Source organism: Bradyrhizobium zhanjiangense (assembly GCF_004114935.1).
Classification (GTDB): domain Bacteria; phylum Pseudomonadota; class Alphaproteobacteria; order Rhizobiales; family Xanthobacteraceae; genus Bradyrhizobium; species Bradyrhizobium zhanjiangense.
Genome location: NZ_CP022221.1, coordinates 521,462 through 539,353, shown reverse-complemented (window position 1 = coordinate 539,353; position 17,892 = coordinate 521,462). Strand labels below are relative to the sequence as shown.

Below are 17,892 nucleotides of genomic sequence, written 5' to 3'. Positions count from 1 at the left end.
CGAGCTGGTGTGACCCAATTGACCTAGTTGCATCCGCCCCGGCCGGGCTAGTATGGGGTGAAATCGACTGGCGGCCTGCCGCCTGAAGGGGACGTGATGAGCTTGAAATTCTCTGCGGCGAACACATTGGCGACCTGGCTTGCGGCGGGCGCCGTCATTGCCATGTCGCTCGCGTCGCCGGCTTCGGCCGACACCAGGACCAAGCGCTATGACGAGCGCGGCCGGCCCTATTACGGACCGAGCGGCCCCAACACGGTCTATCAGCAGGGCCGCACCCGCATCTATGTGAGCAAGCGCTCCTGGCTCGACGGCGGCACCGAGGTCAATCCGGGCGACCGCAAGTTCAGCGACTACGCCTTCCCGCCGGCGGTGGGCTATCCGTCCTTCGCCCGCGAGAACCTGAACCGCCCGATCGATCGCCAGCCGCTCTCGCCGCCGGCCGATGTCGGCGGCTACCCGCAGAATTTCCCGCTGTACTGAGGCGGGCGCAGGCACCGAATCAAAATGGCCGGGCTCACGCCCGGCCATTTTTTGTCGCGTAGCCCGGATGGAGCGAAGCGCAATCCGGGAAATCTGTCCACGAGGCGAGAACCCCGGATTTCGCTGCGCTCCATCCGGGCTACGACTCTACCCGTGCAGCTTCTGCAATTCCTTCAGGATCGCTTCGCCCATCTGCGTGGTCGAAGCGGCGGTGGTGCCTTCCGACTTGATGTCGGCGGTGCGCAGGCCGCTGGCGAGCACGGCGCCGATGGCGGCATCGACCTTGTCGGCGAGATCGCCCATGTCGAAGGAGTAGCGCAGCGCCATGCCGAACGACGAGATCATCGCGATCGGATTGGCGAGGCCCTTGCCGGCGATATCAGGGGCGGAGCCGTGCACCGGCTCGTACAGCGCCTTGCGCTTCTTGCTCTTGACGTCGACCTCGCCAAGCGAAGCCGAGGGCAGCATGCCGAGCGACCCCGTCAGCATCGCCGCGATGTCGGAGAGCATGTCGCCGAACAGATTGTCGGTGACGATGACGTCGAACTGCTTCGGCCATTTCACCAGCATCATGCCGCCGGAATCGGCGAGCTGATGCTCGAGCGTGACGTCGGGGTATTCGCGCTTGTGAACTTGCGTGACGACCTCGTTCCAGAGCACGCCCGACTTCATGACGTTGCGCTTCTCCATCGACGTCACCTTGTTCTTGCGCTTCTTGGCAAGCTCGAAGGCGACGCGGGCGATGCGCTCGATCTCATAGGTGTCGTAGACCTGGGTATCGATGGCGCGCTTCTGGCCGTTGCCGAGATCGGTGATGGTCTTGGGCTCGCCGAAATAGACGCCGCCGGTGAGCTCGCGCACGATGACGATGTCGAGGCCCTCGACCGCCTCGCGCTTCAGGCTCGAGGCGTCTGCCAGCGCCGGATAGCACACGGCAGGACGCAAGTTGGCGAACAGGGCGAGATCCTTGCGCAGGCGAAGCAGACCGGCTTCGGGGCGCACCTCGTAGGGCACGGCATCCCATTTCGGGCCGCCGACCGCGCCAAAGATCACGGCGTCGGCGTCCTTGGCTTTGGCCATGTCGCCCTCGGAGATCGACACCTTGTGCGCGTCATAGGCCGCGCCGCCGACGAGACCGGTGTCGGTCTCGAATTTGGCGATCCCGGCCGAATTGAGCCAGTCGATCAGCCGCTTCACCTCGCCCATCACCTCGGGGCCGATACCGTCGCCGGGAAGCAGCAGCAGTTTGTGGGTCGCCATGGTCGTTCCTCTCAGGTCGAATTCGGCCGGAGTGCTAGAGCGGCGTTGCGCGCTTGGCAAGACACCATTGCCGGGGAGCCGGCTGTGCAAAGCGGATGGAGCCTGCCACAGTCCTGTAGCCGGAGTACCCCTTGCACGCCCCTGACCGTCCCCCCATCCCGCATCCCGCGCGGCTGATCCTGACCTTGTCGCTGGCGGCGACGGTCGGGCTCGGCATCGGCCGCTTTGCCTATGCGCTGGTGCTGCCGGATATGCGGGAGACCCTCGGCTGGTCCTACTCGGCGGCCGGTTTCATGAACACCATCAACGCCGTCGGCTATCTCGTGGGCGCGCTGATGGCGTCCCGGCTGATCCAGCGAATCGGCTGGGCGGCGGCGATCCGCCTGGGAACCCTGGCCTGCGTCGCCGCGCTCGCCACCTGCGCGCTGACAGGCAATTTCGTCGCGCTGAGCCTGGCCCGCCTCGTGCTGGGCTTGGGGGCTGCAGCCGGCTTCGTCGCCGGCGGCGCGCTGGCTGCGACCATCGCGCAGTTGCGCCCGGAGCGGGCCAATTTCCTGCTGAGCCTGTTCTATGCCGGGCCCGGCATCGGCATTCTCGCCTCGGGGCTGATCGCCCCGTTCACGCTGCAATATTTCGGACCGGGCTCGTGGTGGATCGTCTGGTGGGCGCTGACGCTGCTGTCCGTCGCGATGACGATCCCGCTGTTCCTGATCCGCATCGAGAGCAGCGTCCGCTTCTCGGAAGGCAGCCACGCGTCGTTCGCGATTCTGCCGGTGCTGATCTATCTCGCCGGCTACTTCCTGTTCGGCGCCGGCTACATCGCCTACATGACCTTCATGATCGCCTACGTGCGCGACGGCGGCGGCGGGGCCGCCGCGCAGGCCGCGTTCTGGAGCCTGATCGGGCTCAGCGCCTTCGTGACGCCCTGGGCCTGGCGCGGCGTGCTGGCGCTCGACCGCGGCGGGCTCGCCACCGCCATCATCCTCGGCACCAACGCCCTCGGTGCCGCCCTGCCGATGCTCGGACATTCGCCGGCGTGGCTTGCGGTCTCCGCCGTGGTGTTCGGCGTCGCGTTCTTCGCGGTGGTCGGCTCGACCACCGCCTTCGTCCGCTTCAACTATCCGCCCGAGGTGTGGCCGACCGCGATTGCGGCGATGACGATCTCGTTCGGCGTCGGCCAGACGCTGGGTCCGATCGTGGTCGGTGCGATCACGGATGCGCTGGGCAGCTTGAGTTACGCGTTGAATGTGTCGGCGGCGCTGCTGGCGCTCGGGGCGATGGCGGCGCTGTGCCAGCGCAAGGTGGGGGCGGCCAAACAATCGGTGCCGTAGGGTGAGCAAAGCGAAGCGTGCCCACCAACCCTTTATCCGCCGTGACAATCACGGTGGGCACGGCGCTACGCGCCTTTGCCCACCCTACGGCAGCGGGCCTAACTCCCACTAAACGAATTATACCCCTGGTCTTCCCAATAGCCGCCCTTGTAGTCGTTGGTGACTTCCATCGAGACCACGTATTTCGGGTTCTTGAAGCCGAGCTTTGTCGGCACGCGGATCTTCATCGGAAAGCCGTAGGCGCGCGGCAAGATCTCGTTCGCGTATTTGAAGGTCATCTGGGTCTGCGGATGCAGTGCGCTGCGCATGTCGAGCGGCGAGTTGTAGCCGTCCTTGTCGGCACACTGGAACCAGACATATTTCGCGCGCGTGTCGGCGCCGATCAGCTTGAGGAAATCGCGCAAGGGCGTGCCGGTCCAGCTGCCGATCGCGCTCCAGCCCTCGACGCAGATGTGGCGGGTGATCTGCGTGACCTGCGGCAATTCATAGAGCTCGTCCAGCGTCCAGGACTTCTTGTTATCGACGAGACCGCGCACTTCGAGCTTCCAGTCGTTGCCATCGACATCAGGCGCGTCGTCGAGATCGTAATAGGCATTGAACGGGAACGGTTTTGTGATCGCGCTCTCGGGGAAGGTCGGCGCCAGCGCATCGGGATTGAAAATGAAGGACTGCACGGCGTCGTTGAACTTCGAGACCTGCTTCAGCATCTCCTCGGCCGAGGAGGAGTCGACGACGTCACAGCCGGTGAGCAGCGTCAGCGCGCCGAGGCTGGCGCCGCCCGCGATGAAGCGGCGGCGGGTGACGTCAGGCATCGTCTTGATGGAGTCCTTGATCAGGAGCCGCTTGTCGACGCCGGGGATCAGGAATGAACGTTTGGCCATGTTCTCCTCCTCAGCGACCGATGATCATCGCGCGCAGGCTCTTCGGCACCAGCAGCGCGAGCAGAACATGAATGACCAGGAACGCGCAGATCGCGGCCATGCAGAAGAAGTGCACGTAGCGCGCGGTCGGATAATCGCCGAACAGCATCACCAGGTAATAGAGCTGCACCGGCTTCCACATCGCGAGGCCTGACAGCACGATCAGCACGCCGACCACGATGATGCCGGCATAGAGCAGGCGCTGCACGTAATTGTAGACGGTGAGATCGTCATGGCCGAGCTTGAAGGTCAGCGCCGCCCTGACGTCGTGAAGCACGCCGGACGCCGTGATCGGCAGCAGCTTCTTAGCGAAGCGGCCGGTGGCGAAGCCGGTGATGAGATAAGCGAGGCCGTTGATCATCAACAGCCACATCGCCGCAAAATGCCAGAGCAGGCCGCCGGCGAGCCAGCCGCCGAGCGTGTACTCGCGCGGGAAGCTGAAGCCGAACAGCGGCGAGGCGTTGTAGATCTGCCAGCCCGACAGGATCATCAGGATCATGGCGAGGGCGTTGACCCAATGCATGACCCGGACCCAGGCCGGCTGGATCACTTTGGCCGGAGTGGCCCTGACCTGCTCGTCGGTGACTGTGAGGCTCGCCATGATGGTTCCGTCCTGAGCGTCGTTTGACAGCAATTATACGCCGATGCTTCCGCTTTCGTTACGCCCCGTCCGGCATCAAATCGATACTGGCGGGCTATCACGGTCACAAGAAAGCGAGCCGGGCACCCCCGGCTCGCCGTCTCGAGGCCTCCTGTTCGGGGGATGAAACAGGGGGGCGGTGTTACGTCGCCGGCATCAGCACGGTGTCGACCACATGGATGACACCGTTGGACTGGTTGACGTTGGAGATCGTCACCATCGAGGTGCCGCCCTTGGCATCGACGATCCAGGTCTTGCCGTCCATCTTCTTCACCGTCAGTTCCTCGCCCTCGGCGGTCTTCATCTTCTTGCCGTCGGTGAGGTCGGAGGCCGCGAGCTTGCCGGGTACGACGTGATAGGTGAGGATCTTGGTCAGGGTCGCCTTGTTCTCGGGCTTGACCAGGTTGTCGACGGTGCCGGCCGGCAGCTTGCCGAAGGCGGCATTGGTCGGCGCGAACACCGTGAACGGGCCCTTGCTTTCCAGCGTCGGCACCAGGCCCGCCGCCTTGACCGCCGCGACCAGCGTGGTGTGGTCCTTGGAGTTGACCGCGTTCTGGACGATGTTCTTGGACGGAAACATCGCGGCGCCGCCGACCATGACGGTCTTCTCCTCGGCGCTGACAGGCGCGACGACGGTCGCGGTGATGGCGAGGGCGCTGAAGGCGGCAGCAGCGAGATAGGCAATGCGCTTCGACATGGAGAATCTCCCGATTGAATTGAGACCGGCGATAGCCGGCGTTTGAGTTGGCAACAACGGCGGCTGTGTCTCCTTGGCTTGAAGCAGCAGCGCCGTCGTTGGCCGAACTACGGGAGGGTTTGCTGGGCGGTTTCGGAGAAAAATTCTTTGTGATGCGTGAAACTATGGGGGAGGGATTTCGTGTGGTGCATCCACGTCGTCATTGCGAGAAGCCCTTGCGACGAAGCAATCCAGACTGTCTCCGCGGCTACATTCCTGGATTGCTTCGCTTCGCTCGCAATGACGGACTCGCGGCTGCGCCCCACCTCAGTCCCTGCTGTGCGGCGTCTGAATAAAACCGCGGTTATGCGTCGGGCTGATCAGCACCTCGTTGATGCACACGCGCGCCGGCATGCTCGCAATGAACGCGATGGTGCGGCCGAGATCTTCGGATTGCAGCATCCTGGCCTGCTCCTCCTCGCTCGGCACCACCGGGCGCAGCTTCAGGATCGGCGTTGCCACCTCGCCCGGCATCAGGCAGCAGGCGCGCAGGCCGTTGACGCATTCGTCCATGTTGAAGGAATGGGTCAGCGCCAGCACCGCATGCTTGGTCGTGGTATAGGCCGGGCCCGGCATCTTCGAGACATGGCGGCCGGCCCAGGACGAGACGTTGATGATCGCGCCGTCCTGCTGCTTGCGCATCGTCGGCAGCACCGCGCGCATGCAATAAAGCACGCCGTTGAGATTGACCTGGACGAGCTTATCCCAGCCTTCCAGTTCCATGTCCTTCCAGCTGCGCTTGGGAACATTGATGCCGGCATTGTTCACCAGCAGATCGATCCGGCCGTGCCTGGCGACGATTCGATCGGCTGCCTTCTGGGCTTCAGTGGCGTTGGACACGTCAAGCACAATGGCCTCGGCCGTCCCGCCTGCGCCATTGATCTTCGCAACCACCGCATCGAGGGCTGACTGGCGCCGGCCCGAGACCACCACCGTCCAGCCGTCGGCAGCTAACGCCTCGGCGCCGGCCTCGCCGATCCCGCTGCCGCCGCCCGTGACCCAGGCCACGCGTTTCCCGTTTTTGGTCATGCAAACTGTCTCCGTTGCTTCTGCGGGGCGGTTTTTGCTAATCCAGCCCTCGGTTTTGACCGGCCTTCGCCGGCGAGGAATGTTGCATGAACCAAGCTGCCAACGCCAATCTGTTTTCCCGCCTGTTCGACGGCCTGGACGATCCCAAACGCCTCGCAATCGAAACGCATGACGGCACCCGTATCAGCTATGGCGATCTGATCGCGCGCGCCGGGCAAATGGCGAACGTGCTGGTCGCCCGCGGCGTGAAGCCGGGCGACCGCGTCGCGGTGCAGGTTGAAAAATCCGTCGCCAATATCGTGCTGTATCTCGGCACGGTGCGCGCCGGCGCAGTCTACCTGCCGCTCAATACCGCCTACACGCTGAACGAGCTCGACTACTTCATCGGCGATGCCGAACCGTCGCTGGTGGTCTGCGATCCCTCCAAGGCGGAAGGGCTTGCGCCGATCGCCGCCAAGGTGAAGGCCAAGGTCGAGACGCTCGGGGCTGACGGCAAGGGCTCGCTGACGGAGGCCGCCGACAGAGCGAGCCGCGAGTTCACGACGGTGGCGCGCGAAAACGATGATCTCGCCGCGATCCTCTACACCTCGGGCACCACCGGCCGCTCCAAGGGCGCGATGCTGACGCATGACAATCTGGCGTCCAACTCGCTCTCGCTCGTCGACTATTGGCGCTTCACCGACAAGGACGTCCTGATCCACGCGCTGCCGATCTATCACACGCACGGCCTGTTCGTGGCGACCAACGTGACGCTGTTCGCCCGCGCTTCGATGATCTTCCTGCCGAAGCTCGATCCTGACCTCATCATCAAGCTGATGTCGCGCGCGACGGTGCTGATGGGGGTGCCGACCTTCTACACCCGCCTGCTGCAGAACCCCGCGCTGTCGCATGAGACCACGAAGCACATGCGGCTGTTCATCTCGGGCTCGGCGCCGCTGCTCGCCGACACCCATCGCGAATGGTCGGCGCGCACGGGACATGCCGTGCTCGAGCGCTACGGCATGACCGAAACCAACATGAACACGTCGAATCCCTATGACGGCGAGCGCGTGCCCGGCGCGGTCGGTTTCCCGCTGCCGGGCGTCTCGGTGCGCGTCACCGATCCCGAGACAGGGAAAGAGCTGCCGCGCGAGGAGATCGGCATGATCGAGGTCAAGGGCCCGAACGTGTTCAAGGGCTACTGGCGCATGCCGGAGAAGACCAAGGCCGAGTTCCGGCCCGACGGCTTCTTCATCACCGGCGACCTCGGCAAGATCGACGACAAGGGCTACGTCCACATCCTCGGCCGCGGCAAGGATCTCGTGATCTCCGGCGGCTTCAACGTGTACCCGAAGGAAATCGAGAGCGAGATCGACGCCATGCTGGGCGTGGTCGAGTCCGCCGTGATCGGGGTGCCGCATGCCGATTTCGGCGAGGGCGTCACGGCGGTTCTCGTGCGCCAGCCCGGCGCGAGCATCGATGAACCGGCCGTGCTGAAGGGCCTGGAGGGGCGCCTTGCGAAATTCAAGATGCCCAAGCGCGTGTTCGTCGTCGACGAGCTGCCGCGCAATACGATGGGCAAGGTGCAGAAGAACGTGCTTCGCGAGACCTACAAGGATATTTACGCGAAGAAGTGAGGGGCGCAATCGCTCCGGGGGTGGGGAGACGTATGAACCGCGAGCAGGCTGTCCGGATCAACGATCATCTTCTTGATGCTTACAGGGCCCTCGACCAGGCCCGAATGGCCATCGCAGCGCTTGGCAAGGCTGAGCGGATTGAGCTCGAGGACTGGCTGGACGAAGTCGTTGCTGCTTTGGAGGATGAGTTGCTTCAGCCGATCTACGATCAGTATCCGGATCTGGAGCCTCCGAAGTCCGATCGAGAACCCCTCGTATATACCTGCGAGCTCACATGGGATGAGGTGCGCCTGCCGCCGTCGGTGACCGAGCAGCAAGTCGATGAGGTCATTTTCTCGGTCATGAAGCCGACGTGGCGGAAGACCGCCATGATGGTCACGCTTGTGATGGACCGCTGTAAAGAGCTGGGATTGCCAATCGAAGGCGAAATGATTGCTGCGCGACTAAGACTGCTTTCAGATTCCGATCGCATCGAAGGCATCGGCGATCTCCGATCATGGTTCCACAGCGAAGTGCGATTGAAGGACTAATCGCTGATTAGACCCGATCGACGCTCCCCGTTCGCTGTCCAGTGCTGCGATGGGACTGGGATCGCGCGCTCTTTCAACAACGTCATTGCGAGGAGCTCTTGCGACGAAGCAATCCAGACTGCCGCCGCGGAAAGATTCTGGATTGCTTCGCTGCGCTCGCAATGACGGAGGGTGTGGCGGCTATTGTCCGCCCACCAGGCTCAGCACAAACCGGCTGCCGACGATCAACAGATAGCACCCGAACGCAGCTTCCAGCGTCCGCTTCGACATCGCATGCGCGGCCTTCACGCCTAGCGGCGCGGTGACGAGACTCATCGGCATGACCAGCACGGCGCCGATCAGCGAGACGTAGCCGAGCGCGAACGGAATCTGCAGCGCTGCGACGGCCGGATAGCTCGCCGCCGCGGGCCAGCCCGCATAGATGTAGCCGAGCGCGCCGGGGATCGAGATCAGCACCGCGAGCGCCGACGAGGTCGCGACCGCCTGATGGATGGGACGGCTGTAGAAGGTCATCAGCAGGTTGGAGAACAGGCCGCCGCCGATGCCCATCAGCGTCGAGAGAATGCCGACCACGAAGCCGTAGACGCGCATCATTGGGCCCTTCGGCAGATCATCGCCGAGCTTCCAGGTCTCGCGTGCGAAGATGAGCCGGACCGCGGCTGACCAGGCGACGGCGACGAACACGATCTTGAACAGCCGTTCCGGCGCGTAGCGCGCGACCACGCTGCCGGCGATGACGCCGAGCACGATCGGCAGCCACCACACGCGCAGGATCGCCATGTCGACGGCGCCGCGTTTGTAGTGCGCCTGGAATGAACGGATCGAGGTTGGGATGATCACCGCGAGCGAGGTGCCGACGCAGAGCGGCATGCGCACCTCCAGCGGCACGCCGGCGATGCGAAAGCATTCGTAGAACACGGGCACGAGAATCGCGCCGCCGCCGATGCCGAACACCCCGGCCAAAAATCCCGAGAGTGCGCCGGTTGCGATCAGCAACAGCGCAAGCTCCACGATCTCCTTGATGTCCAGCCCTGCAATCACCTGTGACCTGCCCCCGGCGACTGGTCGCTGCGGCTCCGAGATGTCGCTTCGGAACGCCACGTAGGGAGCATTAGGCGATCTGATTCTCGCGGTCGACACACCGAACCTCCCGGCTGGGGTGGAATGCAGGGTGCGCATATCCAAGGGGTCGAACGGAAGCGGAATGGGAAGGACCGTTCGCGTGGTCGCACGAGTTTGCGCCACGACTGGACCCACCTCTGGCCGATTTGGACGGGACGGTCCGTTTAGAGGCGTTCCAATAGCAATTTCAACGCACGTCACCCCCTTCAGAAGAAATGAATAATTATTCTTTACTTGGTTGGCGGACCGACGCTCTGGTATACCAAGCCACTGATTGGCCTTGTTTCATCAACGCTCTAGAGCTGAACCGTCGTTCGATTTATGGCGATTTGGTGATTGCGCCAGCGAAATCGACTCCGTAAATAGAGCCCACCTTTCCGATCCCCGCGCGCCCTTCTGTTGGGCCGCAATACAACATCAAAGCCCATGACCGCACGGATCGAACGACCGCTCTCACCACACATGCAAGTGTACCGTTGGACGTTGACGATGGCGCTGTCCATCATCCACCGCGCCACCGGTATCGCCCTCTATGTCGGAACCCTGCTGCTGGTCTGGTGGCTGATCGCGGCGGCCTCCGGCCCCGCCGCCTACGCGCACGTCCAGGCCTTCGCCGGCAGCATCATCGGACGGCTGATCGTGTTCGGCTACACCTGGGCGCTGATGCATCATATGCTCAGCGGCATCCGGCATTTCGTCTGGGATCTCGGCTACGGCTTCAAGGCCAATGAGCGGGAAGCGCTGACCTGGGGCGCCCTGATCGGGGGCATCGCGCTGACAGTGCTGATCTGGATCATCGCCTATGCGATCGGAGGTGGACGATGAGCGCAACCGATACGCCGAAGCGCAGCATGCGCACCCCGCTTGGCCGCGTCCGCAATCTCGGCGCCGCGCATTCGGGCACGTCCGATTTCTGGCGCCAGCGCATCACCGGCGTCGCCATGACGCTGCTGATGATCCCGGTGCTGGTGATCATCATGATGCTGCTCGGCCGCAACCAGATCGGCGCTGCGCAGATTCTCAGCTCCATTCCCGTCGCGGTGATCCTGCTCCTCTTCATCTTCGCCAGCGCATGGCACATGAAAATCGGCATGCAGGTGGTGATTGAGGACTACGTCCATAACGAGAAGCTGAAGCTCATCTCCATCATGCTCAACAACTTCTTCTCGGTCGCCGTGGCGCTCGCCTCGACCTACGCGATCCTGAAACTGTCATCCGGAGTGTAACCCATGGCCACCACAACGAATGGCTCGGGCAACGGCGCTCCCGCCACCAACGGCAAAGCCTATCCGATCGAAGACCACACCTATGACGTCGTCGTGGTCGGCGCCGGCGGCGCGGGCCTGCGCGCCGTGGTCGGCTGCAGCGAAGCGGGCCTGCGCACCGCCTGCATCACAAAAGTGTTCCCGACCCGCTCGCATACGGTTGCAGCGCAGGGCGGCATCTCGGCCGCGCTCGGCAACATGCACCGGGACGACTGGCGCTGGCACATGTACGACACCGTGAAGGGGTCGGACTGGCTCGGCGACCAGGACGCGATCGAATACATGGTGCGGAACGCGCCGGAAGCCGTCTATGAGCTCGAGCATTGGGGCGTGCCGTTCTCGCGCACCGAGGACGGCAAGATCTATCAGCGCCCGTTCGGCGGCATGACCATGGACTTCGGCAAGGGTCAGGCGCAGCGCACCTGCGCGGCCGCCGACCGTACCGGTCACGCGATGCTGCACACGATGTACGGCCAGTCGCTGCGCCACGCGGCCGAGTTCTTCATCGAGTTCTTCGCCATCGACCTGATCATGGACGACCAGGGCGCCTGCCGCGGCGTGATTGCGCTCAAGCTCGACGACGGCACGCTGCATCGCTTCCGCGCCCAGACCACGATCCTGGCCACCGGCGGCTATGGCCGCGCCTATGCCTCCTGCACCTCGGCGCACACATGCACCGGCGACGGCGGCGGCATGGTGCTTCGCGCCGGCCTGCCACTGCAGGACATGGAATTCGTCCAATTCCACCCGACCGGCATCTATGGCGCGGGCTGCCTGGTCACCGAGGGCGCGCGCGGCGAAGGCGGCTATCTCGTCAACTCCGAGGGCGAGCGCTTCATGGAGCGCTATGCGCCGTCGGCGAAGGATCTCGCCTCGCGCGACGTCGTCTCGCGCGCGATGACGATCGAGATCCGCGAGGGCCGCGGCGTCGGCAAGAAGAAGGACCACATCTTCCTGCATCTCGACCACCTCGATCCCGCGGTGCTGGCCGAGCGGCTGCCCGGTATCTCCGAATCCGCAAAGATCTTCGCCAATGTCGACGTGACGCGGGAGCCGATTCCGATCGTGCCGACCACGCACTACAACATGGGCGGCATTCCCACCAATTATCACGGCGAAGTGCTGACCAAGAAGGACGGCGACGACAATGCTGTGGTCCCCGGCCTGATGGCGCTCGGCGAAGCCGCCTGCGTTTCCGTGCACGGCGCCAACCGCCTTGGCTCCAACTCGCTGATCGACCTCGTGGTGTTCGGCCGCGCTGCGGCGCTGCGCTGCGCCGAGAAGCTGACGCCCAACGCCGAGCAGCCGGAGCTGCCGGCGAACTCGGCCGAGATGGCGCTCGGCCGCCTCGACCATTACCGCTACGCTTCCGGCGGCACGCCGACGGCGAAGCTGCGCGAGGGCATGCAGCACGTGATGCAGAACAACTGCGCGGTGTTCCGCACCGGTGAGGTTTTGAGCGAAGGTCAGAACCTGATCGCGAAGGTCCACAGCGGCATCACCGACATCGCGGTGTCCGACCGCTCGCTGGTGTGGAATTCGGATCTCGTCGAGACGCTCGAATTCGACAATCTGATCTCGCAGGCGGTGGTGACGATGAACTCGGCCGCCAACCGCACCGAGAGCCGCGGCGCCCATGCGCGCGAGGATTTCTCCGAGCGCGACGACAAGAACTGGATGAAGCACACGCTGGCCTGGCTGGACGATTCCGGCAAGGTCAAGATCGACTACCGCCCGGTTCACGACTACACCATGACCAACGACGTGCAGTACATTCCGCCGAAGGCGCGGGTGTATTGATCGAACAGCGAAGGCCCTATCGAAATGGTTGAATTCGCACTTCCGAAGAACTCCAAGATCAGCGGCGGCAAGACCTGGCCGAAGCCTGCGGGCGCGACCGAGCTCCGCGAGTTCAAGGTCTATCGCTGGAATCCGGACGACGGCAAGAATCCGAGCGTCGACACCTATTACGTCGACACCAATGATTGCGGTCCGATGGTGCTGGACGGCCTGATCTGGATCAAGAACCACATCGACCCGTCGCTGACCTTCCGCCGCTCCTGCCGCGAAGGCGTCTGCGGCTCCTGCGCCATGAACATCGATGGCCAGAACACGCTTGCCTGCACCCGCTCGATGCACGACGTGAAGGACGGCGCGGTGAAGATCAATCCGCTGCCGCATCAGCCCGTCGTGAAGGACCTCGTCCCCGATCTCACCAATTTCTACGCGCAGTACGCCTCGGTCGAGCCGTGGCTGAAGACGACCTCGCCGACGCCGCAGAAGGAATGGCGCCAGAGCCACGAGGACCGCGAAAAGCTCGACGGCCTCTACGAATGCATCCTGTGTGCCTGCTGCTCGACCTCCTGCCCGAGCTATTGGTGGAACAGCGAGCGCTATCTCGGCCCCGCCGCGCTGCTGCAGGCCAACCGCTGGGTGTCCGATTCGCGGGATGAAGCGACTGGCGAACGGCTCGACGATCTCGAGGACCCCTTCCGCCTCTACCGCTGCCACACCATCATGAACTGCGCCAAGGCCTGCCCGAAGGGCCTCAACCCGGCCGAAGCCATCGCCGAACTCAAGCTCAAGATGGTCGAGCGCCAGATCTGAGACGAATGTTCCCGCCCCGGCCGGGCCGGCCGGGGTATTCTGCGATCGCAGTCAATTTGAGCAGAATTTTCTCCAACCCGCTGCGCGCGCAAGTTTTAGGTCCACAACCAGCGGTTTTCGCATAAGCTGCTTCCTTCCCTGCGCGAGATTCAGTTAAGCTCGCGCCAGGGACCGGAGCGACTGTGCAGAGGGCGCAACGCAACTCGCTGAGGCTGTTGCAGTGGATGATGGCGGCATCCCTGGCGCTGCCGGTTGCGCTATTCGTCATTGCGGCCACGATCTCCTACACATCGACGAATGACATCGCCGACCGCGAGATCGAGCGCACCCTCGACGTCGCGTATGAGCATGCGCTGAAGGTGTTCGAGACCATCGACCGCAGCCTTGCCGAGCTCAACGAGGTCGTGCGAAACCTTTCTGACGATACCATCCGCGCGCGCGAGCCGGCTTTGCACCGTCGCCTGAAGCGGCTGACCGATTCGCTGCCGCAGCTCAAATCGGCCTGGATCTTCGATGCGGACGGAAAAGCGCTGGTCAACAGCCTCGCCTCGCCGCCACCAGCGCTGAGCTTTACGGACCGCGACTACTTCTATTCCCACATCGACCAGAGCATCGGCACGTTCATCGGCATGCCGCTGACGCCACGCCCGCCCTATCAGGGCGCGCGCTTCTTCAGCGTCAGTCGCCGCCGCGATTCCGACGACGGCAACTTCATCGGTGTGATCCAGGCCTCCGTCCTGCCGGAATATTTCGAAAGCTTCTATGCCAGGATCGGCTCCGATCCCGGCAGCTTCTTCGCAATGGGACGTGCCGACGGCGCCGTGCTCGCGCATTTCCCACGGCTCAACCACGACCTGCGGCTCGACCCGGGCGGCCCGGTTGGCCAGCAGATTGCCGGCCAGCCCGAGCGTGGCCTGATGACCATCGCCTGGCCATCGGACGGGATCGAGCGCCGCATTGGCTACCGGCGCATCGCCGAATATCCGATCTATGTCAGCGCCGGGCTCGAAACCTCGGCGATCCGGGCACGCTGGTTCGCCACCATGGGCCAGCATCTGGTGTTCGGCATTCCCGCCACCGCGCTGCTGTTCCTGCTGCTCGCCTTCGCATTCCGCCGCACCCAGCATCTTCAGGCCGAGGCCGCAGCGCGGCGCGAAGCCGAGGACGCGCTCAAGCACAGCCAGCGCCTGGAGGCGCTCGGGCAGCTCACCGGCGGCGTCGCGCACGACTTCAACAATCTGCTGACGGTGATCCGCGCCTCGGTCGACCTGCTGAATCGCCCGCAACTGACGGAGGAGCGGCGGCAGCGCTACATCACGGCCATCGCGGACGCAGTCGCACGCGCCGCCAAGCTGACCTCGCAGCTGCTCGCCTTTGCGCGGCGCCAGACCCTGAAGCCAGAGGTGTTCGACGTCGGACAGCGCATGCAGTCGCTGCACGACATGCTGGCAACGCTGCTCGGGCCCGCCATCGAGATCGTCACACGGCTGCCGGCCGAGCCCTGTCTCGTCAATGCCGATGCCGGCCAGTTCGAGACCGCACTGATCAACATGGCGACCAACGCGCGCGATGCGATGCAGGGCAAGGGCAGGATCATCTTCGAGGTCGAGGCCGCGACGACCATTCCAGACACGCCGGCCCCGGTCTCCGGCAACCACGGATTCGTCCGCGTCACTGTCCGCGATACCGGGATCGGCATTCCCGCGGCGCGACTCGGGCGCATCTTCGAGCCGTTCTTCACCACCAAGCAAGTCGGCCACGGCACCGGTCTCGGCCTGTCCCAGGTGTTCGGTTTCGCTCGGCAATCCGGCGGCGAGGTGACGGTCACGAGCGAGGTGGGGCAAGGCAGCACCTTCTCGCTCTATCTGCCGCGCGTGCCGCCGGACCTGCGGTCGCAGCGGCTGGCGCCGAACACGGCGCCGGCGGTGGCCGGCAGCGGCATGTCGGTGCTGGTGGTCGAGGACAACATCGAGCTCGCCAATTTTGCCGCCGACGGCCTCACCGAGCTCGGCTACAGCATCACGCTGGTCGACAATGCGACCGATGCACTTGCTGAGCTCATCTTGGACGCCAATCGTTTCGACGTCGTGTTCTCGGACGTGGTAATGCCCGGGATGACCGGGCTCGATCTGGCGCAGGCGGTCCGCGACCGCGGCATCGGCGTGCCGGTGGTGCTGACCACGGGCTACAGCCAGGCCCTGTCGCAGGATGGCGCTGCCGGCTTCGATCTCGTGCAGAAGCCGTATTCGATCGAAGAGCTGTCGCGCGTTCTGCACCGGGCCGCACGGCTGCGACGTGTGCGAGATGGCGCCGCCGAATGATTCGGCTGGGAACCGAAGGGAACCGGTTGATTTCCTTCGCGTTGTCCGCCCATGCACAAGCCCGCCGTGAAGCGCGAACAGGGCGAGAAGCCGCCCATTGTCGAGATCAAAGGCGAGAACGGCGATGAAGTGGCACCGCCGCCGCCTCCCGAGCTGCTCGAACCCGACCCCGAACTATCACCCGAGGAAGCCGAACAGGTCCGCAAAGATTATTTGCTGACGCGCTTCTGGATCAGCGCGCGCGACTTCTGGGGCCGTAACGGCGATCGTCTCGCCTGGCCGTTCTCGATCGGCCTCGGCGTGCTGATCGTCCTGACCGTCTGCTTCCAATACGGCATCAACGTCTGGAATCGCGCCATCTTCGACGCCATCGAGCAACGCGATGCGACGAGTGTCTTCCATCTCAGCGCAATGTTCTTCCCGCTCGCGATCGGCAGCATCGCGCTCGGCGTCGCCCAGGTGTTCGCGCGCATGAGCATTCAGCGGCGCTGGCGCGCCTGGCTCACGGCAAGCGTGCTGACACGCTGGCTCGCCAACGGCCGCTATTATCAGCTCAACCTCGTCGGCGGAGACAACAATAATCCCGAATACCGCATCGCCGAGGATTTGCGCATTGCGACCGACTCACCGGTCGATTTCCTCGCTGGCGTGACGTCGGCGCTGCTATCGGCCGTGACCTTCATCATCGTGCTCTGGACCATCGGCGGCGCGCTCACCGTCACGCTCGGCGGCTCAAGCATCACCATTCCCGGATTCCTGGTGATCGCCGCGATCCTCTACGCCGCGATCGCCTCCAGCTCGATCGTGGTGATCGGCCGCCGCTTCGTGCAGATCTCCGAAGACAAGAACCAGGCCGAAGCCGATTTCCGCTACACGCTGACGCGCGTGCGCGAGCACGGCGAGAGCATCGCGCTGCTCGGCGGCGAAGAGGAGGAACGCGATGGCATCGACCGCAATTTCACCAGCGTGCTTCGGCAATGGGCGCGCCTGGCCGGACAACACATGCGCACGACGCTTGTCTCGCAGGGCTCCAGCCTCGTTGCGCCCGTGGTCCCTCTCCTGCTCTGTGCGCCAAAATTCCTCGACGGCAGCATGACGCTGGGTCAGGTGATGCAGGCGGCCTCCGCCTTCACCATCGTGCAGAGCGCGTTCGGCTGGCTGGTCGACAATTATCCGCGGCTTGCCGACTGGAACGCCTGCGCGCGCCGCATCGCCTCGTTGATGATGTCGCTCGACGGCCTCGAGCGCGCCGAGCAGGGCGATGGCCTTGGCCGCATCCAGCGCGGCGAGACCGGCAATGACGCCATGCTGGAGTTGAAAGACCTTTCCGTCACGCTCGACGACGGCACCGCGGTGGTCGGCGAGACCGAAGTGGTGATCGAACCGGGCGAGCGGCTTCTGGTCGCGGGCGAATCCGGCACCGGCAAGAGCACGCTGGTGCGCGCCATCGCCGGCCTCTGGCCGTGGGGCGGCGGCAGCGTCAATTTCCATCCCGACCGGCGGCTGTTCATGCTGCCGCAGCGGCCCTACGTGCCCTCGGGATCGCTGCGCCGCGCAGTCGCCTATCCCGGCGCCGCCGACGACTGGACGATCGAGGAGATCGGCCAGGTCCTGCGCAAGGTCGGTCTCGCTCACCTCAAGGAGAAGATCGAGGAGGAGGCGCCGTGGGACCAGACCCTATCGGGCGGCGAGAAGCAGCGTCTCGCCTTTGCGCGGCTGTTGCTGCACAGCCCCGACATCGTCGTGCTCGACGAGGCCACATCCGCGCTCGACGAGAAGAGCCAGGACAAGATGATGAAGATGGTCACCGACGAGCTGCCGAAGGCGACCATCGTCAGCGTCGCGCATCGCGCCGAGCTGGAGGCCTTCCACAGCCGCAAGATCGTGCTGGAGCGCCGCAAGAGCGGCGCCAAGCTCGTCAGCGACGTCGACCTGATCCCGCGCAAAGGCAAGCGCAAGCTGCTCGGCCGCATCCTGCGCCAGCGCATGGCTCCGCCGAAGAAGGCGGCGTGAGGGCCGTAGCCCGGATGGAGCG

16 protein-coding genes are annotated in these 17,892 nt (G+C 64.4%); 10 read left to right on the top strand and 6 right to left on the bottom strand.

The annotated features are described in order from the left end of the window. Window positions 1-96 precede the first annotated feature (96 nt). Complete coding sequence (locus XH85_RS02615; RefSeq protein ID WP_128930613.1) at window positions 97-480, top strand: hypothetical protein; 384 nt, start codon at window positions 97-99, stop codon at window positions 478-480. Window positions 481-627: 147 nt separating this feature from the next. Here the strand turns inward: XH85_RS02615 and leuB are convergent, their stop codons facing one another. Beyond that, a complete protein-coding gene (leuB, locus tag XH85_RS02610; protein ID WP_128930612.1) occupies window positions 628-1,740 on the bottom strand; it encodes a 3-isopropylmalate dehydrogenase in 1,113 nt (370 codons plus the stop codon). A gap of 131 nt (window positions 1,741-1,871) precedes the next feature. Between leuB and XH85_RS02605 the strand changes: the two genes are divergently transcribed. Then, on the top strand, window positions 1,872-3,071 hold the full coding sequence (locus XH85_RS02605) for a YbfB/YjiJ family MFS transporter (protein ID WP_128930611.1): 1,200 nt from the start codon (window positions 1,872-1,874) through the stop codon (window positions 3,069-3,071). Between the two features lie 98 nt (window positions 3,072-3,169). Here the strand turns inward: XH85_RS02605 and XH85_RS02600 are convergent, their stop codons facing one another. From XH85_RS02600 to XH85_RS02585, 4 genes are all read right to left on the bottom strand, one after another. Beyond that, on the bottom strand, window positions 3,170-3,952 hold the full coding sequence (locus XH85_RS02600) for a molybdopterin-binding protein (protein ID WP_128930610.1): 783 nt from the start codon (window positions 3,950-3,952) through the stop codon (window positions 3,170-3,172). Window positions 3,953-3,962: 10 nt separating this feature from the next. Then, window positions 3,963-4,592 (bottom strand): cytochrome b/b6 domain-containing protein, encoded by a 630-nt coding sequence (locus XH85_RS02595; protein WP_128930609.1) that lies wholly within the window; start codon window positions 4,590-4,592, stop codon window positions 3,963-3,965. Between the two features lie 181 nt (window positions 4,593-4,773). Next, entirely contained in the window at window positions 4,774-5,328 is a 555-nt protein-coding gene (locus XH85_RS02590) for a fasciclin domain-containing protein (RefSeq protein WP_091882949.1), read from the bottom strand. Window positions 5,329-5,634: 306 nt separating this feature from the next. Then, on the bottom strand, window positions 5,635-6,396 hold the full coding sequence (locus tag XH85_RS02585; protein WP_128930608.1) for an SDR family oxidoreductase: 762 nt from the start codon (window positions 6,394-6,396) through the stop codon (window positions 5,635-5,637). Window positions 6,397-6,482: 86 nt separating this feature from the next. On the opposite strand from XH85_RS02585, the gene XH85_RS02580 reads away from it, so the two are divergent. Then, on the top strand, window positions 6,483-8,012 hold the full coding sequence (locus tag XH85_RS02580; RefSeq protein ID WP_128930607.1) for a malonate--CoA ligase: 1,530 nt from the start codon (window positions 6,483-6,485) through the stop codon (window positions 8,010-8,012). A 32-nt stretch (window positions 8,013-8,044) separates the two neighbouring features. After that, a complete protein-coding gene (locus XH85_RS02575; RefSeq protein WP_128930606.1) occupies window positions 8,045-8,542 on the top strand; it encodes a hypothetical protein in 498 nt (165 codons plus the stop codon). Window positions 8,543-8,722: 180 nt separating this feature from the next. Here the strand turns inward: XH85_RS02575 and XH85_RS02570 are convergent, their stop codons facing one another. Then, window positions 8,723-9,583 carry a sulfite exporter TauE/SafE family protein gene (locus XH85_RS02570; RefSeq protein ID WP_128930605.1) on the bottom strand — a complete coding sequence of 287 codons (861 nt, stop codon included), beginning with the start codon at window positions 9,581-9,583 and terminating at the stop codon, window positions 8,723-8,725. A 507-nt stretch (window positions 9,584-10,090) separates the two neighbouring features. On the opposite strand from XH85_RS02570, the gene sdhC reads away from it, so the two are divergent. The 6 genes from sdhC (at window position 10,091) to XH85_RS02540 (ending at window position 17,870) form a co-directional block, all read left to right on the top strand. Then, on the top strand, window positions 10,091-10,489 hold the full coding sequence (gene sdhC / locus XH85_RS02565) for a succinate dehydrogenase, cytochrome b556 subunit (protein ID WP_128930604.1): 399 nt from the start codon (window positions 10,091-10,093) through the stop codon (window positions 10,487-10,489). Next, window positions 10,486-10,890 carry a succinate dehydrogenase, hydrophobic membrane anchor protein gene (sdhD, locus tag XH85_RS02560; RefSeq protein WP_128930603.1) on the top strand — a complete coding sequence of 135 codons (405 nt, stop codon included), beginning with the start codon at window positions 10,486-10,488 and terminating at the stop codon, window positions 10,888-10,890. Before sdhC ends, sdhD begins: the two co-directional genes overlap by 4 nt. Window positions 10,891-10,893: 3 nt before the next feature. Beyond that, on the top strand, window positions 10,894-12,729 hold the full coding sequence (gene sdhA, locus XH85_RS02555; protein WP_091882929.1) for a succinate dehydrogenase flavoprotein subunit: 1,836 nt from the start codon (window positions 10,894-10,896) through the stop codon (window positions 12,727-12,729). 24 nt (window positions 12,730-12,753) lie between these two features. Then, a complete protein-coding gene (locus tag XH85_RS02550; RefSeq protein WP_128930602.1) occupies window positions 12,754-13,536 on the top strand; it encodes a succinate dehydrogenase iron-sulfur subunit in 783 nt (260 codons plus the stop codon). Window positions 13,537-13,718: 182 nt separating this feature from the next. Beyond that, complete coding sequence (locus XH85_RS02545) at window positions 13,719-15,857, top strand: hybrid sensor histidine kinase/response regulator (protein WP_128930601.1); 2,139 nt, start codon at window positions 13,719-13,721, stop codon at window positions 15,855-15,857. 51 nt (window positions 15,858-15,908) lie between these two features. Then, complete coding sequence (locus XH85_RS02540) at window positions 15,909-17,870, top strand: ABC transporter ATP-binding protein/permease (protein ID WP_128930600.1); 1,962 nt, start codon at window positions 15,909-15,911, stop codon at window positions 17,868-17,870. The last annotated feature ends 22 nt before the right edge of the window (window positions 17,871-17,892 follow it).